The organism is Nocardioides marmotae (assembly GCF_013177455.1).
GTDB classification, from domain to species: domain Bacteria; phylum Actinomycetota; class Actinomycetes; order Propionibacteriales; family Nocardioidaceae; genus Nocardioides; species Nocardioides marmotae.
Window position 1 is genome coordinate 2898443 of the sequence record NZ_CP053660.1, and the last position, 17867, is coordinate 2916309.

The following is a 17867-nucleotide window of genomic DNA, read 5'->3' on the forward strand; positions in this document are numbered from 1 at the left end:
GGGCCGCGGTGCGTGCTGCTGCTGGTGGCCGGCGCGCGTGGCGCCGGGTCACCGGCGGCGAGCGGGCCTGGTCAGGCCGACTCGAGCGTCATGGTGTCGAACCGGCCGGCGGTCCCGGTCAGCTCGATGACCCGGGTCACCGCCGCGCTGAGCGCTGCGACGCTGAGGGTCCCGCCACTGGCGGCGACCTCCTGCTGGCAGGCGAGCAGCGCGGAGAGACCCGTGCAGTCGATGAAGGTGACCCCGTCGAGGTCGAGCACGACGGAGCTGCATCCTTCCGCGGAGCGGCGAGCGACCGCCCCGCGCAATCCCGGCGCCGAGAGGACGTCGAGCTCGCCGGTGACGACGACGCGCAGCTGGGGCGGATCGGGCACGGCGTTCACTGAGAAGTACAAGAGACCAACAATCCGGCCCGTGAGGTCCTGGTCGAGGTGCGCCGGATCCCCCGGTGCCCCTCGACGCTACGCCCCGGACGGGCACGCCTCACCATCGCGCTCGGTGATCATTCGGGGGCTCCACCCCACGGGGTGAGGTGCCCGGGCGCCGGCCCCGGCGGGTCTGGCGGCCGCGCACGCCGGGCAGGACGCCCGCGGCAGCCCGCGTCCCGGGGGCGGGTTGCCACTGATCCTGGCGCGGAAGATGAAGGCCAGGACGCGACCGCTGGGGGGCATTGGTCGCGACCTGGCCCCCGCATCCTGGCACAGCGGCCGGCCCCGAGCCGCGACGGCCACGGCGTGTCGGATCAGATCGGGAACGGCCCGGGCAGGTTGCCGAACCCGCAGGTGATCTCGCGCTGCCAGGTCCGGGTCCAGCGCCCCAGCTGCGCGGTGATCTGCACCTGGTAGTCCGTGGCGCCGACGTCGATCGTCTGCCGCGACGTCACGGTCGCCCGCTTCGCGGTCGTGGTGACGCTCTCGCCGCCGTTCGTCCCGGCCTTCTGGATGCGGAAGGTGTAGGTGACGCCGGGGATCTGGTGGGTGTCGTCGAACCCCGTGAAGCTCACCGTCGCGGACTCGACGAAGAAGCCGGTGGCACAGGTGTAGGTGCCGGTCACCGCCGTCGGCGTGACCACCGAGGCCACCTTCACCGTCGTACCGACGGGTGCCTGGCGGGCGCTGAAGAACGCCTGGGCGACCTGCGGGACGAGGACCAGGCACCCGACCACGAGCACGATCGACACGGCGCGACGCCAGGTGTCGATGCTGCAGGTCACGGGGGTCCTCCGGGGTCGGTCGGTGGTTGCGGGGTGATGGGGACCAGTCTGTCGACACGGCTTCAAGGGGCCCGGCCCGGAACCTCAAGGAACGCGCAAGGTCTGGCAGACTCCGGGGTGTGGATGGATCGGGTTCGGGTTCGGGTCAGGAGCGCAGGGCGCTGGTCGTCGAGGACGACGAGGACATCCGGTCACTGATCGAGTTCACCCTGAAGACCCAGGGCTTCGAGGTCACCGCGGTCGACTCGGGTCTCGCCGGCGTGGAGGCGGTCCGCACCTTCGACCCCGACCTGATCACCCTCGACCTCGGGCTGCCGGGCATCGACGGGATCGAGACGTGCCGGCGCATCCGGGAGACCAGCGACGCCTACGTCGTCATGATCACCGCGCGCGACGACGAGATCGACCGGCTCATCGGCCTGGAGACCGGCGCCGATGACTTCTTGTCCAAGCCGTTCAGCGTCCGCGAGCTCAAGGCCCGCATCAATGCGCTGTTCCGCCGCCCGCGCCGCGGCCCGGCGCTCTCGGTGGTCCCGACCTCGACCGAGCCGGACCACGAGGTGCTCGAGCACGGCGCGCTGCGCGTCGACGTCGACGGCCGCCGCGCGTTCCGCGACGAGGACGAGCTCGCGCTCACCCGCACCGAGTTCGACCTGCTCACCGAGCTGATGCGCACGCCGGCGCGGGTGTGGACCCGCGAGGCGCTGCTGCGCTCGGTGTGGGGCACCGACTGGGCGACCGACACCCACCTCGTCGAGGTGCACGTCGGCAACCTGCGCCGCAAGCTCGGCGAGAGCCGCGAGGGCCCGAAGTTCGTGCGGACGGTGCGCGGCGTGGGCTACCGGATGGAGTCCCTGTAGTCCTGGCTCAGCCGGGCCGGCAGGCCACCAGGTAGCCGTGCAGCGCCACCTCGGCGCGGTCCGCGGCCGGCGCCAGGCACGAGGCCGCGCGCCGCGCGGCACCGATGTCGCTGCACCGGACCTGCTGCTCCACCGAGCGGGCCAGGCCGGCGAGCTCGCAGGTGCCGACCGTCGCCGAGGAGGCCTTGAGGCTGAGCACCGCGTCCATCGCGGTGTCCACGTCACCGATGCTCAGCGCGTCGACGATGCGCTGCACCCGGGCCTCGAGCATCGAGCAGTAGCGCTGCACGAAGGAGACCGCGAACTCGCAGTCCTCCACGTCGCGGCGCAGGCGCTCGAGCGCGTCGGGGTCCAGGACGGCGGCCGCACTCATGTCCGCTCCCCCGCGGCCACGCCGTCCGTCTCGTCCTCGTCGGTCTCGTCCTCGTCGTCGCCGGACCAGATGAGCGACATGCCGAGCAGGAGCGCACCGCCCAGCGCCACCCACAGCACGCCGTCCTGGACGACCGGCGAGCGCAGCGCGCGGATGACGGTGCCGAGCTTCGGGACGACCGCCTGCATCTCCCAGACCGTGTCGCCCTCGAGGGTCGCGACCCACGGGTCGGCGTTCTCGTTGTTGTCGCCCTGGGTGCGGACCGCGATGGTGCCGTCGTCGTTGGTGATGACCTCGACCACCCGGTGCGTCTCGACCCGGTGGTCCTCGACGGGGATGTGGTAGCTGATCACGTCGCCCACGGCGACCTCGGAGGCCGGCTCGGGGGTGGTCACGACGACGTCGCCGGGCATGATGCCGGGCTCCATGCTGCCGGTGAGCATCGTGGAGGTGCGGTAGCCGAGCAGGTGCGGGCCCACGCCGAGGAAGGCGAACGCTAGGGCGCAGACGAGGAGCACCAGCGAGGTGACCAGGCCGACCAGGCCGCGGAGCACGCGGCGTACGCGCGGGGCGCGGGGGTGCTCGTCCCGGGGCGGCTGGGCGGCGGCCCGGCCGTCGCGCCCGGCGAGCGGGCGTGCGGGGCGCCCGGCGAGGGGCCGCTGCGGCGCTGCGGCGCGGTGCCGGCCGACGACGGTGGCGGCGTGCGGTGCTGCGGTGCTCACGACCGGTACTCCTCGCGACGCGCGCCGGACGGCGCTGGTGGGTAGGGCCCTGTACGGCCGTCGGGATCGCCGTCGGCCGCACAGGAGCTGGCTCAGCGGGCGTCGGCCGGGGCTCTGGAGGCCTCCCCGGACCGGACGTCCTTGATGAGGAGGACTCTGCCGCGCCCAGATCAAGGGTCCCGCCGGAGAAACCTCGAGATTTCCTCAAGGCTGCCCGCTCGAGGAGCGGTGGCGCCGCGGGCGAGGTCAATTCAGCCGGCGGGTGTCCTCGGGGGCCGTGCCGCCGCGGTGAACCTCCTCGACCATCGTCTGCAGGGCCGTGAGGGCGACGTTCTGGGAGACGGGGCCGAAGCTGACTCGGGCGACCCCGAGCTCGGCGAGCCGGGCGAGCGGCGGATGGCCGGGCAGGCCGATGAGGGTCAGCCGCTGCGGGCCGAACGCGTCGACGAGGTGGGCGACCTCCTCCTCGGAGAGGAAGCCGGGGACGAAGACGACCGGCGCGCCGGCGTCGAGGAAGGCGCGGCCGCGCTCGACCGCGTCGGCGAGCACCTCCCCGCGGTCGCGGTCGCCGGCGTGGAGGAAGACGTCGGTGCGGGCGTTGAGGACGAAGTCGATGCCGGCCTGCTCGACCACCTTCACGACGTCCTCGACCTGGCTGGCGGCCTCGGCGAGCGGCTTGAGCTGGTCCTCGAGGTTCGCGCCCACGACGCCGATGTCGATGGCCCGGCGGATCGTGCCGGGCGCGTCGCCGTACCCGCCCTCGAGGTCGGCGGTGACCGGCAGGTCGGTGGCGCGCACGATGCGCCCGACCATGTCGAGCATCTCCTCGAGCGGGATCTTCTCGCCGTCCTCGTAGCCGAGGGTGGCGGCGATGGAGTGGCTGGCGGTCGCCAGCGCGCGGGTGCCCGGGACGTCGGAGACGACCTTCGCGCTGATCGCGTCCCAGACGTTGACCACGGTGAGCAGCTCGGGCGCCCGGTGGAGGCGGAGCAGCTCGGTGGCCTTGGCGGCAGTGGTCCCCGTCGGGGTGGTCGAGGTGTCGGTCATGGCACCCCGTTACCCCCAGAAGACGCGGTCGACCACGGCCGTCGCGCGGCGGACCCGGCGCAGGTGGTCGTTGACCATCGCGTCGGTCTCCCCCGTCGGGTAGCCCAGGATGCTCGCGACCGCCGCCCGCTCGCGCGCGTCGCGCGGCAGCTGGTCCGACGGCGTGCCACGCACCAGCGTGACGGCGTTGCGGGTGCGGCTGACGTGACGCCAGGTCTCCTGGAGCACGTCGGCGTCCGCGGCGTCGAGGAGCCCGGCGTCCCGGGCGGCGTCGAGCGCCTCCATGGTCCGGGTCGTGCGCAGCCCCGCCACCTGGCCCGCGTGGCGCATCTGGAGCAGCTGCACGGTCCACTCGATGTCGGCGAGCCCGCCCCGCCCGAGCTTGAGGTGCATCTGCGGGTCGGCGCCGCGCGGCAGCCGCTCGCGGTCCACGCGCGCCTTGATCCGGCGCACCTCCAGGACGTCGTCCTCGGAGATGCCGTCCTCGGGGAAGCGCAGCGGGTCGATCAGCTCCTCGAACCGGCGGCGCAGGTCGAGGTCGCCGACCGCGGCGTCGGCGCGCAGCAGTGCCTGGGCCTCCCAGACCATCGACCACTTGGCGTAGTAGGCGGCGTAGGAGTCGAGGGTGCGGACCATCGCGCCCTGCCTGCCCTCGGGGCGCAGGTCGGCGTCGACCACCAGCGGCGGGTCGCCCCCGGGCAGCGCCAGGAGCCGGCGCAGCTCGTTGACCACCGCCTGGGCGTACGACGACGCGCGCTGCGGGTCCGCGCCGGGCACCGGCTCGTGCACGAACAGCACGTCCGCGTCGGAGCCGTAGGACAGCTCGAAGCCGCCGTACCGACCCATCGCGACGATCGCGATCCGCGTGGGCGGCTCCTCGAACCCCCGCTGCCGGGCCACGTCGCGGCCGACGACGTCGAGGGTGACCTCGAGGGTCGCGTCGGTGAGCCGGCTCAGTGCGGCGCCGACGGTGTCGACCCCGGTGTGCCCGACCAGGTCGCCGGCGGCGATCCGGAACAGCTCCCGGCGGCGCACGGCTCGCACCGCGCGCACCGCCTTCTCCAGGTCCTGCTGGCGGTGCGCGGACGCGGCCATCTCCTCGACGAGCGCCTCGGCGCCGATCGGCGCGAGGTCCTCGCCGAGGATCCGCACGCCCTGCGGCTCACGCTCGAGGAGGCTGGTGGCGTACCGCGACCGGGAGAGCACCAGGGCGAGCCGCTGGGCGACCTGGCCCTCGTCGCGGAGCATCTTGAGGTACCAGTGGCTGTCGCCGAGGGCCTCGCTGATCCGCCGGAACCCGAACAGTCCGGAGTCGGGGTCGGGGCCCTCGGAGAACCACTGCAGCATCACCGGCAGCAGCGCCCGCTGGATGGTGGCGCGGCGCGAGACCCCCGAGGTGAGCGCCTCGAGGTGGCGCAGCGCGGCCTGGGCGTCGAAGAACCCGAGCGCCGCGAGCCGCTCCCCCGCCGCCGCGGTCGAGAGCCGGACGCCGGGCCCGGGGATCGCGGCGACGGCCTCGAGCAGCGGCCGGTAGAAGATCTTCTCGTGCAGCCGGCGCACCTCGCGGCGGTGGTGCTGCCACTCCTTGTCCAGCGCGGCGGCGGAGTCGCGGAGGTAGCCCATGCTGCGGCCCAGCCGGCGCATCGCCTCCTCGTCCTCGGGCACCACGTGGGTGCGCCGCAGCTGGAAGAGCTGGATGCGGTGCTCGAGCGCGCGGAGGAAGGCGTAGGCCTCGTGCAGCGCCTCGCCGTCCTCGCGGCCGACGTACCCGCCCCGGGTCAGCTCGGCGAGCGCGCTCAGGGTGGCGGTGGCGCGGATCGCCTCGTCGCCGCGGCCGTGCACGAGCTGGAGCAGCTGCACGGCGAACTCGACGTCGCGCAGCCCGCCCGAGCCGAGCTTGAGCTGGCGGTCAGCCTCCCGGGCGGGGATGTGCTCGACGACCCGGCGGCGCATCGCGCGGGTGTCGGCGACGAAGCCCTCCCGCTCCGCCGCGCTCCACACCATCGGCGAGACCATCTCGACGTACGCCGCGCCCAGCGCACGGTCGCCGGCCACCGGGCGCGCCTTGAGCAGCGCCTGGAACTCCCAGGTCTTCGCCCACCGCTCGTAGTAGCCCTGGTGGCTGGCCAGGGTGCGGGTCAGCGGCCCGGCCTTGCCCTCGGGGCGCAGGGCGGCGTCGACGGGCCAGATGGTGCCCTCGGCGGTCTGGTCGGAGCACACCTGCATGAGGTTGCTGGCCAGCTGGGTCGCGGCGCGCAGCGCGGCGTGGTCCTCGGCCCCCTCAGCGGTCTCGTGGACGAAGACGACGTCGACGTCGGAGACGTAGTTGAGCTCGTGCCCGCCGCACTTGCCCATCGCGATGACGGCCAGGCGCGCCAGGCCCGCCGGCGCCCCCACCCGCTGGCGGGCGACGGCGAGCGCGGCCTCCAGCGTGCCGGCGGCGAGGTCGCTGAGCTCGGCGGCGGCGTCGTCGACACCGAGGGCGTGGGCCAGGTCGCGGGCGGCCAGGCGGAGCAGCAGCCGGCGGTACTCCACCCGCAGCGCGTCGAGCGCCTGCGCGTCGGGCAGCGTGGCGACGGGCTCGGCGGCGTCCGGGTCCGCGCCCACGCTGGCCAGCAGCGACGCGCGCAGGGCGTACGCCGCCGGGCGGGTCGAGCCGAGCGTGGGGTCGGTGAGCTCGCGCCAGTGCTCCGGGTGCCGGCACAGGTGGTCGCCGAGCGCCGCGGAGGCGCCGAGCACGCACAGCAGCCGCATCGCGGTGCCCTCGTCGTCGGCGAGCGCCTCGACCATCGCGGCGGGGTCGTCGCCGGCCTCCGCGAGGGCCTCGGCGAGCCGGACCAGGGCGCCGAGGGCGAGGTCGGGGTCCGCGGTGCGGGAGAGCAGGTGGAGGAGCTCCTCGGCGGTGGGCCCGAGGGCGTGCAGGTGCGCGAGGGCGGCCTCGGGATCGAGGAACCCCAGCCGGAGCAGGGCCCCCTTGGAGGTCGCCTTGCGGTTCACCGGGGCTCCCCGGCTCCGGCGGTCTCAGCCAGCTCGGCGAACCGGTGGGCGACCGGCGCCCAGGCGTCCTCGAGCTCGGGCCGGGCGACCTCGATGTCCGCGAGCAGCCGCTCCTGGTCGATCCCGCGGGCCTCGTGGGACCCGCGGTCGTCCTCGGCCCAGGGCCGCAGCACCTCGGCCGTCACCTCGGGGTGGAGCTGGAGGCCCCAGGCCGCCGGGGCGAACCGGGCGGCCTGCACGGCGCCGTCGGCGGTGCGGGCGAGCACGACCGCGCCGGCGGGCAGCGCGGTCACCACGTCGTTGTTCCAGTGCACCCCGCGCCGGGCGCCGGCGGTCAGCCCGCCCACGAGGGGGTCGTCGGCGGCCGCGTCGGTCCAGCCGACCTCGAGCAGCCCGAGCTGCTGCCCGCGCGGGTTGACCGCGACGGTGCCGCCGAGCGCGCCCGCGACCAGCTGGTGGCCCAGGCAGATGCCGAGCGTGGGCACGCCGGCCGCCACCGCCGCGCGGACCAGCTCCTTGGTGGGCGCCAGCCAGGCGTGGCGGTCCTCGTCCTCGGCGCCCATCGGGCCGCCGAGCACGAGCAGGGCGTCGTGCGTGAGCCGGCCGGGCAGCGGGTCGGGCAGCGGGTCGCCCGCGTAGGGCCGGGCGACGTCGAGGGTGCAGCCCGCGGCGGCGAGCCAGTCGCCGACGAGGGCGGGCGGGCAGTCGGCGGCGTGCTCGACGACGAGCACCCGGGGGCCGGTCACGGGCGGTGGCCCTTCGGGACGCCGGGCCCGGCGTCGAGCGAGGGGTCGTCGGCGATCAGCGCGAGGAACAACAGGCTCAGCGCCACCACGATGGCGACGAAGCCGAGCTGCCCGACGACCACCGAGGCCGGCAGGAGCAGCACCGCGGCGACCACGCAGGCGCGCTTGGCCGCGGCCGAGCGGGAGGGCAGCAGCCGCAGCGCGAGCCCGGTCGAGGCGAGGACGACCGCGGCGACGACCGCCACGGACACGCCGTACGTCAGCGCGTCGGCGTCGTCGGGCACGACCCCGACGAGCACCCACACGGCGTACGCCGCGACGACCGCGCCGACGCCGAGGGCGACGTACAGCGCGAGCCGGAGGCGTCGCGTGCGGTCCTGGCTGTAGACGACCGTGCCGGTGGTGGTCACGGGCTCAGATGACCGGGAGCATCCGGTCCCGCTCGAAGGCGGAGACCTGGCCGCGGTACTCGTCCCACTCCACGCGCTTGTTGCGGAGGAAGAAGTCGAAGACCTGCTCGCCGAGGGTCTCGGCCAGCAGCTCGGAGGTCTCGGCGATCGTGATCGCCTCGTTGAGGTTCTTCGGCAGCGGCTCGATGCCCAGGGCGGTGCGCTCCCGCTCGGTCAGCGACCACACGTCGTCCTCGGCCTCGCGGGGCAGCTCGTAGCCCTCCTCGATGCCCTTCATGCCGGCGGCGAGGACCGCGGCGTAGGCGAGGTAGGGGTTGCAGGCCGCGTCGATGGTGCGCAGCTCGACCCGCGTGGACTGGCCCTTGTTCGGCTTGTACATGGGCACCCGCACCATCGCGGAGCGGTTGTTGTGGCCCCAGCAGATGTAGGAGGGGGCCTCGCCGCCGAACATCATCCGCTTGTAGCTGTTGACCCACTGGTTGGTGACCACGCTGATCTCGCGGGCGTGGCGCAGGACGCCGGCGATGAACTGCCGGCCGGTCTGGGAGAGCTGGTACTGCGCGCCGGCCTCGTAGAAGGCGTTCTGGTCGCCCTCGAAGAGCGAGACGTGGGTGTGCATGCCCGAGCCCGGGTGGGTGGTGAACGGCTTGGGCATGAAGCTGGCCCAGATGCCCTGGCCCAGCGCGACCTCGCGGATGACGGTGCGGAAGGTCATGATGTTGTCGGCGGTGGTCAGCGCGTCGGCGTACCGCAGGTCGATCTCCTGCTGGCCCGGGCCGGCCTCGTGGTGGCTGAACTCCACCGAGATGCCCATCGACTCCAGCATCGTGATCGCCTCGCGCCGGAAGTCGGCGCCCTTGGACTGCGCGGTGTGGTCGAAGTAGCCGCTGCGGTCGACCGGCACCGGCTCGTCGCCGGCCTCCGGGACGCTCTTGAACAGGTAGAACTCGATCTCGGGGTGGGTGTAGAAGGTGAACCCGCGGTCGGCCGCCTTGCCCAGGGTCCGCTTGAGGACGTAGCGGGGATCGGCGTACGACGGCGAGCCGTCGGGCATCTCGATGTCGCAGAACATCCGCGCCGTCGAGGGACCGTCGCCGCGCCACGGCAGGATCTGGAACGTCGAGGGGTCCGGCTTGGCGAGCATGTCGGACTCGAAGACCCGGGCGAAGCCCTCGATCGCCGATCCGTCGAAGCCGATGCCCTCGGCGAACGCGCCCTCGAGCTCGGCCGGCGCCACCGCGACGGACTTCAGGGAGCCCAGCACGTCGGTGAACCAGAGCCGGACGAACCGGACGTCACGTTCCTCGAGACTGCGGAGAACGAAGTCTTCCTGCTTGCCCATGGCGCCAGCCTAGGGCCGGTCCTCGCCGACATGTGACCGGGACCCCACCACGTGGCACTCCTGCAGGGTCGAGGTGGCAGTGCTGCAGGGTCGAGGTGGCAGTGCTGCAGCGTCGGGGCCGAGTACGCCGCGAGCGGCCGCCGGCGTACCGGCGACCGCTCGAGGTCGGATGAGGCTGTGGAGCTGTCGGTGCGTTCCGGGCCAGCGGGCCTCGGGTCAGCGGTTGTCGGCGGCGCGCTGGGTGGCGTCGAAGACCATGTTCACGGTGTCGCTCTGGCCCTGGAACTCGTCGTCCGCGGCCATGGGGAACGTCAGCGTCACCCGCAGGTTCGAGACCTTCGCGTCCGTGTTCAGCGCCGTGGTCGCCGCGGCCAGGTCCAGGTTCGCACCCACCACCGGACGCGAGGCCAGCACCTGGGTGGTGGTGCCGGCGCACTTCAGGGCCCCGTTGGCCTTGGCCGGGTCGACCTTCACCCAGGCCACCGAGCACTGGTCGACCGTCATCTGCAGACCGTTGGTGATGTCGGTGGTCAGCAGGTTGTCCGCCGCGCCGGTCGTGGTCATCGTGACCGTCCCGAACTCCTCGTCGGTCGCGCCGCGGGTCAGCACCACGTCGCGCTCGATCGTGTCACCGGGCACCAGGCCGGCCACCGCGATCTCCGGGCCCTGCGTGCTCGTGCCCAGGTCCAGGTTGATCCGGCCCGCGTCGACCTGCTCCGAAGCCGAGGTGGTCGAGGTGAACGCACCGAAGGTGCCCAGACCCGCCACCGACGCAGCACCCGCGACCAGCGCCACCGAGGCCACGATCTTGACCGCCGTGGTCCGGCTGCGACGCGAGACCTTCGGGCCGGTCACGGCCTTGCGGGAGGTGGCGGCCTTGCGGGAGGTGGTGGTGGAGGTCATCGGAGGAGCCTTTCGAGAAGGGGATCCGCCGGCATCTCCGGCGGGGTGTTCCTTGATGACCAGAACTCTGCCGCCCCCACATCAAGGCACCACCCGCCACAACCACGACGTTCCCTCAAGCCCTCCGCAAGACCCCTGAAGTAGTCCGGCGGGGCATCCCGGCTCGACGTCCCGGCGCGGTCAGTGGGTCAGGGTGACCGTGCACTCCGCGCCGCCGGAGGCGGGCGTGGCGGTGGCGGTGAACCGGCCGCCGTCGCGGTCGGGCGTGGTGACCTCGACGCCGAGCTCGCCGTCCTCGTCCACGGTGCGGTTGCCCTCGAACAGCGAGTCACCGTCGCGGTCGATGGTGATGATCCAGATCTGCTCGGCCCCGGTGGACGTCAGCTCGTAGTCGACCTCCAGCCCGTCGTTGCGGTCGTCGTCGCCCACCGAGAGCCGGGCGATCGCGTCCGAGCAGTCCTCCTGCGCGGAGGTCTCGTGCTCCTCGGCGAAGATGAAGTACCAGACGGCCGCGCTCGCGACGGCGATCGCCACGAGCACCCCGACCGTCAACAAGACCCTGTTGCTCACCGCGACCCCTTCCGTCGGCCTCTGTCGACCCTGGACGGGTGCCGGCGTGGCCGGCAGGTCCGCTGGCCCGGGCGACCGGGGCCGTTCGGCCTAGGCCTCGGGGACGTGCGCCTCGATCTCGGCGAGCCACGCGGTCGGCGTCGCGTCCGAGGGCATCCGCCAGTCGCCGCGGGGCGACATGGTGCCGCCGGCGGAGACCTTGGGGCCGTTCGGCAGGGCGGAGCGCTTGAACTGGCTGGAGAAGAAGCGCTGCACGAAGAGCACGAGCCACCGGCGGATCTCCGCGAGGTCGTACTCCGCGCGCCGGTGGTCGGGGAAGTTCGGCGGCCACTCCCCGGCGTCCTTGTCGTGCCAGGCGTGCCAGGCCAGGAAGGCGATCTTGGAGGGCGGCATGCCGTAGCGCAGCACGTGGAAGAGGGTGAAGTCCTGCAGGGAGTAGGGGCCGACGCTGTCCTCGGTGCGCTGCGGCAGCTTGTCCTCGCGGGTCGGGATCAGCTCGGGGGTGATCTCCTGCTCGAGGATCTCCCGGAGCACCTCGTTGGTCTCCTCCTCGAACTGGCCGCTCCCGATGACCCACCGGATCAGGTGCTGGACGAGCGTCTTGGGCACCCCGGAGTTGACCGTGTAGTGCGACATCTGGTCGCCGACGCCGTACGTGCACCAGCCCAGCGCCAGCTCGGAGAGGTCGCCGGTGCCGAGCACGATGCCGCCGCGGTGGTTGGCGAGGCGGAAGAGGTAGTCGGTGCGCAGGCCGGCCTGGACGTTCTCGAAGGTGATGTCGAAGACCTCCTCCCCGTCCGCGTAGGGGTGGCCGAGGTCCTCGAGCATCTGCGCGGCGGCCGGGGTGATGTCGATCTCCTCGAAGGTCACGCCCAGCGAGCGCGAGAGGCGCGTGGCGTAGGACTTCGTGGTGTCGCCGGTCGCGAAGCCCGGCAGCGTGAAGGCGTGGATGTCGCTGCGCGGCCGACCGAGCCGGTCCATCGCCCGCGCGGCCACGATCAGGGCGTGGGTGGAGTCCAGCCCGCCCGAGACGCCGATGACGACCTTGGGCTGGCCGATGGACTCCAGGCGGCGCTCGAGGCCGGAGACCTGGATGTTGTACGCCTCGTAGCAGTCCAGCGCGAGCCGCTCGGCGTCGTCGGGCACGAACGGGTAGCGGTCGACCTTGCGCCGCAGCCCGATGTCCCCGGTCGGCGGGTCCAGCTCGAACTCCACGGTGCGGAACTCCGCGTGCCCCGCATGGGTGCGGCGGTTGTCGTCGAACGTCGCGGTCCGCAGCCGCTCCAGCCGGCTGCGGTCCAGGTCGGTGTCGACGACCGTGCGGCGCGGGCCGTCGGGGAACCGCTCGGTCTCCCCCAGCAGCTCGCCGTGCTCGTAGACCATCGTCTGGCCGTCCCACGACAGGTCGGTGGTCGACTCCCCCTGGCCCGCCGCCGCATAGACGTACGTCGCCAGGCAGCGCGACGAGGCCGACCGGGCCAGCAGCTTGCGGTCCTCGGCGCGGCCGACCGTGATCGGGCTGCCGGAGAGGTTGGCCAGCACCGTCGCGCCGGCGAGCGCGGCCTCGGCGCTGGGCGGGATGGGGACCCACATGTCCTCGCACACCTCGACGTGGAGGACGAGCCCGCGCACGTCGGTCGCGGCGAAGAGCAGGTCGGCGCCCAGCGGCACCTCCTGGCCGGCGACGACGGTCGTGCCGCCGAGGTCGTCGCCGGGGGCGAACCAGCGGCGCTCGTAGAACTCGCGGTAGTTCGGCAGGTAGGACTTCGGCGCGACGCCGAGCACCCGCCCGCGGTGGATCACCACCGCGGCGTTGAGCACCCGGTTGCCGTGGGTCAGCGGAGCCCCGACGACGATGACGGGGAGCAGGTCCTCCGAGGCCGCGACGACGTCGGCCAGCGCGTCCTCGACGGCGTCGAGCAGCACGTCCTGGAGGAAGAGGTCCTCGGCGGAGTAGCCGCTCAGGCACAGCTCGGGGAAGACCGCGACGGCGACGCCCTCCTCCGCGCACTCCCGCGCCTGGACGATCACCGACCGCGCGTTGGCGGCCGGGTCGCCGAGCGCGACGGGCATCGTGCAGGCCGCGACGCGCGCGAACCCGTGGGCGTAGGCGGAGTAGAAGTCCACGTCGGGGAGTTTCCCAGGTCCGCGGCCCGCCATGCGCGCAGGCCGAGGATGAGTCCGGCAGGGGTCCGGCGATGAGTCCGGCGGCCGCGGCCGGTCGGAGGTGGCACCCGACCCGAGGAGCAGCCATGACCGTCCGCGCGAGCAGCATCACCCCGTGCCTGTGGTTCGACGACCAGCTGGAGGAAGCGGCGCGGTTCTACGTCTCGCTCTTCCCGCACTCCTCGGTCGGCCACCTCAGCCGCTACACCGACGCCGGCCCCGGCGAGCCGGGGGCGGTGATGGCCGGCGACTTCGTCCTCGACGGGATCGCCTTCCGCGGCATCAACGGCGGCCCCCAGTTCCCGTTCACCGAGGCGGTCTCCTTCGCGATCTCCTGCGTCGACCAGGCCGAGGTCGACCGGTACTGGGAGGCACTGCTGGCCGACGGCGGCGAGGAGTCGATGTGCGGGTGGATCAAGGACCGGTTCGGTTTGTCCTGGCAGGTCGTGCCGACCCGGCTCTACGAGCTGGTCTCCGACCCCGACCCGGCCCGCGCGCAGGCGGCGGTGCAGGCGATGCTCGGGATGCGGCGGATCGTCGTGGCCGACCTGGAGGCGGCCGCCGACGCCGCGAGCAGCGACGGAGCCGCCGCGCCCGCGTGACCACGGACACAGGCGCTCGGGAGGCGGCCCGGCACTAGCCTGGTCGATGGTCCGTGGACCTCACCAGGAGGCCGCGAGATGACACCCGAGGAGCCCGCATGAGCGAGGAGACCGCGCCGTACGGCACCGGACCGGCGAAGCCGGCCGGGACCGCACCGGTCAAGCGCGTCCGCACCCACCACCTGCGCGAGATGAAGGAGCGCGGCGAGCGGATCACGATGCTCACCGCCTACGAGCAGTACGCCGCGCAGACCTTCGACGAGGCCGGCATCGACGTCCTCCTGGTCGGCGACAGCGCCTCGAACAACGTCTTCGGCAACGAGACCTCGCTCCCGGTCACCGTCGACGAGCTGATCCCGCTCGCCCGCGCGGTGACCCGCTCCGCGCGCCGCGCGCTCGTGGTCGCCGACCTGCCGTTCGGCTCCTACCAGGCCTCGCCGGAGCAGGCGTACCTCACCGCCGTCCGGTTCATGAAGGAGGCCGGCGCCCACGCGGTCAAGCTCGAGGGCGGCGTGGAGATGGCGCCCCAGGTGCGCAAGCTCGTCGAGGGCGGCATCCCGGTGATGGCGCACATCGGCTTCACCCCCCAGAGCGAGCACACCCTCGGCGGCTACCGCGTCCAGGGCCGCGGCGAGGCCGCGACGAAGGTGCTCGAGGAGGCCCGAGCGATGGAGGACGCCGGTGCGTTCGGCGTCGTCATGGAGATGGTCCCCGGCGACGTCGCCGCCGAGGTGACCGCCGCGCTCACGATCCCGACGATCGGCATCGGCGCGGGCGCCGGCTGCGACGGGCAGGTGCTGGTCTGGCAGGACGCCTTCGGCCTGCGGACCGCCCGGATGCCGCGCTTCGTCAAGCAGTACGCCGACCTGCACGGCGTCCTGCTCGCCGCCGCCCAGGAGTACGCCGCGGACGTCAAGGCCGGCACGTTCCCCGGCCCCGAGCACACGTTCTGAGGGCTGGGCGGGCCCTGTCGAGGTGGGGCCCGCCCGGCTACGGTCGCCGCATGCGCGCGCTCCCGGTCGCCCTGCTGTCCTCGATGGTCCTCGCCCTGGTCCCGGCCCCCGCCGGGGCGCTGGCGCAGGAGGGACCCCCGGCCCTGGCCGCCCCGGCGGCCGAGGCGGCCAAGGCGGCCAAGGCCCCCGCGCTGCGGGTGCACACGGTCGTCGCCGGCCTCGACAAGCCCTGGGACGTCAAGCCGATCACCGGCGGCCGGCTGCTGGTGACCGAGCGCGACCGCGCCCGGCTGCTCCTCGTGCAGGGCGGCCGGGCCACCCCGGTCGACTTCCCGAGCTCGTCGGTGTGGGTCTCGGGCGAGACCGGGCTGATGTCGCTGGAGGTCGACCCGGACTTCGCCGACAACCAGCGCTTCTACACCTGCCAGGGCGGGTTCACCGCCGGCGGCGGGCACGACGTGCGCGTCATGGCCTGGAAGCTCAAGGGCGGCGCCGCGAAGCCGGTCCGGAAGCTCATCGGCGGCTTCCCGACCTCCAGCGGCCGCCACGGCGGCTGCCGGCTGCTCATCGCCCGCAACGGCGCGCTGCTGGTCGGCACCGGCGACGCCGCGGTCGGCACGAACCCGCGCAACCTGCGCTCCCTCGGCGGCAAGGTGCTGCGCCTGGACCGCCGGACCGGCAAGCCGTGGCCCGGCAACCCGTTCGCGAAGGCCGGCAACCGCGCCAAGCGCTACGTCTTCACCTACGGCCACCGCAACGTCCAGGGCCTCGCCCAGCGCCCCGACGGCACGCTGTGGTCGGTCGAGCACGGCAGCTTCCGCGACGACGAGGTCAACCGGCTGGTGCGCGGCGGCGACTACGGGTGGAACCCCGTCCCCGGCTACAACGAGCAGGTCCCGATGACCGACCAGTCGCTCCCGGGCACGCAGCAGGCGGCGCGCTGGCGCTCGGGCAACCCGACGATCGCCACCTCCGGCGCCGCCTGGGTGCAGGGCCGCCGCTGGGGCTCCTACGCCGGCATGCTCGCCGTGGGCGTGCAGAAGGGCGAGCGGGTGCTGTTCCTGCGGTTCGACGCCCAGGGCCGGTTGAAGGGCTCGAAGACCCCGGGCGCGCTGCGCCAGTTCGGCCGGATCCGCTCGGTCGTCAACGCCCCGAACGGCGACCTGCTCATCACCACCGACAACGGCTCCGGTCGCGACCGGTTGCTGCGGGTCAGCCCGCGCTGAGCGCTCCCGTCGATACCGGGTCGCGCGCCCGCCCGCCCTGTGGTCGGGTGAGCGCGTGCACCTGGTGATGCTGTTCGGCCCGCAGGCCGTGGGGAAGATGAGCGTGGGCCGGCAGATCGCCGAGCGGACGACGTACCGGCTCTTCCACAACCACGCCACGATCGAGCCGCTCCTCGAGGTCTTCGACTGGGGCACGCCGCCGTTCGAGAAGCTGCGGCTCGAGCTCCGCCGGCGGGTCATCGAGGAGGCGGTCGCCTCCGGGCTCCCCGGCCTGGTGTTCACCTACGTCTGGGAGCTCGACGCGCCCGGGGACACGGCGTACGCCGAGGAGCTGGTCGCACCGGTGGTGGCGGCCGGGGGCCGCGTGGACTTCGTCGAGCTGTGGGCCGACCTCGACACCCGGCTCGCCCGCGAGGGCACGCCCGAGCGGCTCGCCGCGAAGCCGTCGAAGCGCGACACCGCCTGGGCACGGGCGCACCTGCTGGAGTCGCACGAGCAGCACGTGCTCTCGACCGGGCCGGACCACCCGTTCCCGCTCGACCACCCGCACACCCGGCTCGACACCTCCGGGCTCTCCGCGGCCGACGCCGCGGAGGCGGTCGTGGAGCTGCTGGGCCTGCCGCGACGGGGCTGAGCGACGGGGCGGGCGGTCAGGGCTGGGCGGTCAGGGCTGGGCGGTCAGGCGGTCCATCCGAGGAACGCGCCGCCGGCGTTCATCAGGGCGAACCACAGCACGAGCGCGCCCACGCCTAGCCAGGGCAGCCGGTCGGGGTGCGGGGTCCACCAGGCGCAGGCGACCACGAGGAACGCCAGCCAGACCAGCACGAGCAGCACGACCGCCCACCACGGGGCGAGGAGCCCGCTCGCGGCGTACGGGAAGAACGCCGTGGCGATGAGCACCATCCCGACGAACGGGCGCGGCGAGATCGCGTCGGGCTGCTGCGGGCGGACCTTGCGACGGCGGGAGTACGCCAACCCTCAGACCCCGCGGCCGGCCGCGTCGCCGGGGGCGTCGGGGCCGTCATCGGCGTCGTCGTCGTCGTTCCACTTCGGGTCGTTGTCCCAGGCCGCGTTGCGCTCCTCGGTCGTGTCCAGCGCCCGCTCGGCCTCGGCGGCCGAGGCGTAGGGGCCGAGCCGGTGCCGGTTGGGGCAGAGGTTGTCCGCGGTCTCGACCCGGTGGTGCTTGACGCAGAACCAGTACTCCTGGTGGTCGCTCATGGCTGGAAGGTACCCGCGTCGCTACGTCAGGTCGTCGTACGACGCCTGGCCGGTCTCGGCGAGCCGCCGCTCGACGCGCAGCACGGCCACCTCGTGCTCGGGGTCGCCGCTCATCGCGGCCGCCAGCCGCAGGTGCGGCAGCGCCTCGACCAGCCGCGCCTGGCGCTCCAGCGCGCGACCCAGCGCGTGCCGCGCCCAGTCGTCGTCGGGGCTCTCGGCGACCAGCGCGGCCAGCTCCTCCTCGGCCCGCCCGAGCTGCGCGCGCAGCAGGTAGGCCCAGGCGCGCAGCGACCGCAGCCCGGTGTTGCCGGGCTCCTGCTCCAGCGCCGGCTCGATCACCTCGAGCGCCTCGACCGGTGCCCGGCGGGCGAGCAGGTCGTGGGCCGTGCGGTACGCCGACTCGTGGCCGCGCTGGCCGGGGAAGACCAGCGGCGGGGCCTGCAGCTCCTCGGACTCGTCCATGGCCCCCAACCTACGTCGCGCGTGGGACGGCCCGGTGTGCGATCCTTGGCCCGCGGA

At 73.7% G+C, this 17867-nt stretch carries 20 protein-coding genes; 5 read left to right on the plus strand and 15 right to left on the minus strand.

The window, feature by feature from the left end:
- Nucleotides 1-71 precede the first annotated feature (71 nt).
- The gene (locus HPC71_RS13830) at nucleotides 72-374 is read right to left on the minus strand and encodes an STAS domain-containing protein (RefSeq protein WP_171896802.1); all 303 of its coding nucleotides are present in this window, start codon (nucleotides 372-374) and stop codon (nucleotides 72-74) included.
- 368 nt (nucleotides 375-742) lie between these two features.
- Nucleotides 743-1213 carry a hypothetical protein gene (locus tag HPC71_RS13835; protein ID WP_154616315.1) on the minus strand — a complete coding sequence of 157 codons (471 nt, stop codon included), beginning with the start codon at nucleotides 1211-1213 and terminating at the stop codon, nucleotides 743-745.
- A gap of 119 nt (nucleotides 1214-1332) precedes the next feature.
- Here HPC71_RS13835 and HPC71_RS13840 point away from each other — a divergent pair, with 119 nt between their 5' ends.
- On the plus strand, nucleotides 1333-2073 hold the full coding sequence (locus HPC71_RS13840; protein WP_216656420.1) for a response regulator transcription factor: 741 nt from the start codon (nucleotides 1333-1335) through the stop codon (nucleotides 2071-2073).
- A 7-nt stretch (nucleotides 2074-2080) separates the two neighbouring features.
- Here HPC71_RS13840 and HPC71_RS13845 read toward each other — a convergent pair whose 3' ends face one another.
- The 10 genes from HPC71_RS13845 to HPC71_RS13890 all read right to left on the minus strand — a co-directional run bounded on the left by HPC71_RS13845 (nucleotide 2081) and on the right by HPC71_RS13890 (nucleotide 13310).
- Nucleotides 2081-2446, minus strand: coding sequence for an Hpt domain-containing protein (locus HPC71_RS13845; RefSeq protein WP_154616314.1), 366 nt, complete (start codon nucleotides 2444-2446; stop codon nucleotides 2081-2083).
- A complete protein-coding gene (locus HPC71_RS13850; RefSeq protein WP_171896803.1) occupies nucleotides 2443-3168 on the minus strand; it encodes a signal peptidase I in 726 nt (241 codons plus the stop codon). The genes HPC71_RS13845 and HPC71_RS13850 overlap by 4 nt, the downstream gene beginning before the upstream one ends.
- Nucleotides 3169-3414: 246 nt before the next feature.
- Nucleotides 3415-4215, minus strand: coding sequence for an isocitrate lyase/PEP mutase family protein (locus HPC71_RS13855; RefSeq protein WP_154616312.1), 801 nt, complete (start codon nucleotides 4213-4215; stop codon nucleotides 3415-3417).
- Nucleotides 4216-4224: 9 nt separating this feature from the next.
- A complete protein-coding gene (locus tag HPC71_RS13860; protein ID WP_171896804.1) occupies nucleotides 4225-7212 on the minus strand; it encodes a bifunctional [glutamine synthetase] adenylyltransferase/[glutamine synthetase]-adenylyl-L-tyrosine phosphorylase in 2988 nt (995 codons plus the stop codon).
- Nucleotides 7209-7958, minus strand: coding sequence for a type 1 glutamine amidotransferase (locus tag HPC71_RS13865; protein WP_154616311.1), 750 nt, complete (start codon nucleotides 7956-7958; stop codon nucleotides 7209-7211). The genes HPC71_RS13860 and HPC71_RS13865 overlap by 4 nt, the downstream gene beginning before the upstream one ends.
- Complete coding sequence (locus HPC71_RS13870) at nucleotides 7955-8368, minus strand: hypothetical protein (RefSeq protein WP_154616310.1); 414 nt, start codon at nucleotides 8366-8368, stop codon at nucleotides 7955-7957. The genes HPC71_RS13865 and HPC71_RS13870 overlap by 4 nt, the downstream gene beginning before the upstream one ends.
- 4 nt (nucleotides 8369-8372) lie before the next feature.
- Nucleotides 8373-9710, minus strand: a complete 1338-nt coding sequence (locus HPC71_RS13875; RefSeq protein ID WP_154616309.1) for a glutamine synthetase family protein — start codon at nucleotides 9708-9710, stop codon at nucleotides 8373-8375.
- A 216-nt stretch (nucleotides 9711-9926) separates the two neighbouring features.
- Nucleotides 9927-10613 carry a TasA family protein gene (locus HPC71_RS13880; RefSeq protein ID WP_154616308.1) on the minus strand — a complete coding sequence of 229 codons (687 nt, stop codon included), beginning with the start codon at nucleotides 10611-10613 and terminating at the stop codon, nucleotides 9927-9929.
- 180 nt (nucleotides 10614-10793) lie between these two features.
- Complete coding sequence (locus tag HPC71_RS13885; RefSeq protein ID WP_154616307.1) at nucleotides 10794-11183, minus strand: hypothetical protein; 390 nt, start codon at nucleotides 11181-11183, stop codon at nucleotides 10794-10796.
- Between the two features lie 90 nt (nucleotides 11184-11273).
- Nucleotides 11274-13310 carry an NAD(+) synthase gene (locus HPC71_RS13890; protein WP_171896805.1) on the minus strand — a complete coding sequence of 679 codons (2037 nt, stop codon included), beginning with the start codon at nucleotides 13308-13310 and terminating at the stop codon, nucleotides 11274-11276.
- Nucleotides 13311-13435: 125 nt separating this feature from the next.
- On the opposite strand from HPC71_RS13890, the gene HPC71_RS13895 reads away from it, so the two are divergent.
- The 4 genes from HPC71_RS13895 to HPC71_RS13910 all read left to right on the plus strand — a co-directional run bounded on the left by HPC71_RS13895 (nucleotide 13436) and on the right by HPC71_RS13910 (nucleotide 16764).
- A complete protein-coding gene (locus HPC71_RS13895) occupies nucleotides 13436-13951 on the plus strand; it encodes a VOC family protein (RefSeq protein WP_154616305.1) in 516 nt (171 codons plus the stop codon).
- 98 nt (nucleotides 13952-14049) lie between these two features.
- Entirely contained in the window at nucleotides 14050-14904 is an 855-nt protein-coding gene (gene panB / locus HPC71_RS13900) for a 3-methyl-2-oxobutanoate hydroxymethyltransferase (protein ID WP_154616304.1), read from the plus strand.
- 50 nt (nucleotides 14905-14954) lie between these two features.
- Nucleotides 14955-16130, plus strand: coding sequence for a PQQ-dependent sugar dehydrogenase (locus tag HPC71_RS13905; protein ID WP_154616302.1), 1176 nt, complete (start codon nucleotides 14955-14957; stop codon nucleotides 16128-16130).
- A 55-nt stretch (nucleotides 16131-16185) separates the two neighbouring features.
- The gene (locus HPC71_RS13910; RefSeq protein ID WP_171896806.1) at nucleotides 16186-16764 is read left to right on the plus strand and encodes a hypothetical protein; all 579 of its coding nucleotides are present in this window, start codon (nucleotides 16186-16188) and stop codon (nucleotides 16762-16764) included.
- A gap of 44 nt (nucleotides 16765-16808) precedes the next feature.
- Here the strand turns inward: HPC71_RS13910 and HPC71_RS13915 are convergent, their stop codons facing one another.
- From HPC71_RS13915 to HPC71_RS13925, 3 genes are read right to left on the minus strand one after another with little or no spacing between them, the layout of a single operon-like run.
- Nucleotides 16809-17105: a hypothetical protein gene (locus HPC71_RS13915; RefSeq protein ID WP_154616300.1), complete on the minus strand. Its 297-nt coding sequence runs from the start codon at nucleotides 17103-17105 to the stop codon at nucleotides 16809-16811.
- 3 nt (nucleotides 17106-17108) lie between these two features.
- Nucleotides 17109-17348 carry a hypothetical protein gene (locus HPC71_RS13920; protein ID WP_154616298.1) on the minus strand — a complete coding sequence of 80 codons (240 nt, stop codon included), beginning with the start codon at nucleotides 17346-17348 and terminating at the stop codon, nucleotides 17109-17111.
- A gap of 21 nt (nucleotides 17349-17369) precedes the next feature.
- Nucleotides 17370-17810: a tetratricopeptide repeat protein gene (locus HPC71_RS13925; RefSeq protein WP_154616296.1), complete on the minus strand. Its 441-nt coding sequence runs from the start codon at nucleotides 17808-17810 to the stop codon at nucleotides 17370-17372.
- Nucleotides 17811-17867 lie beyond the last annotated feature (57 nt).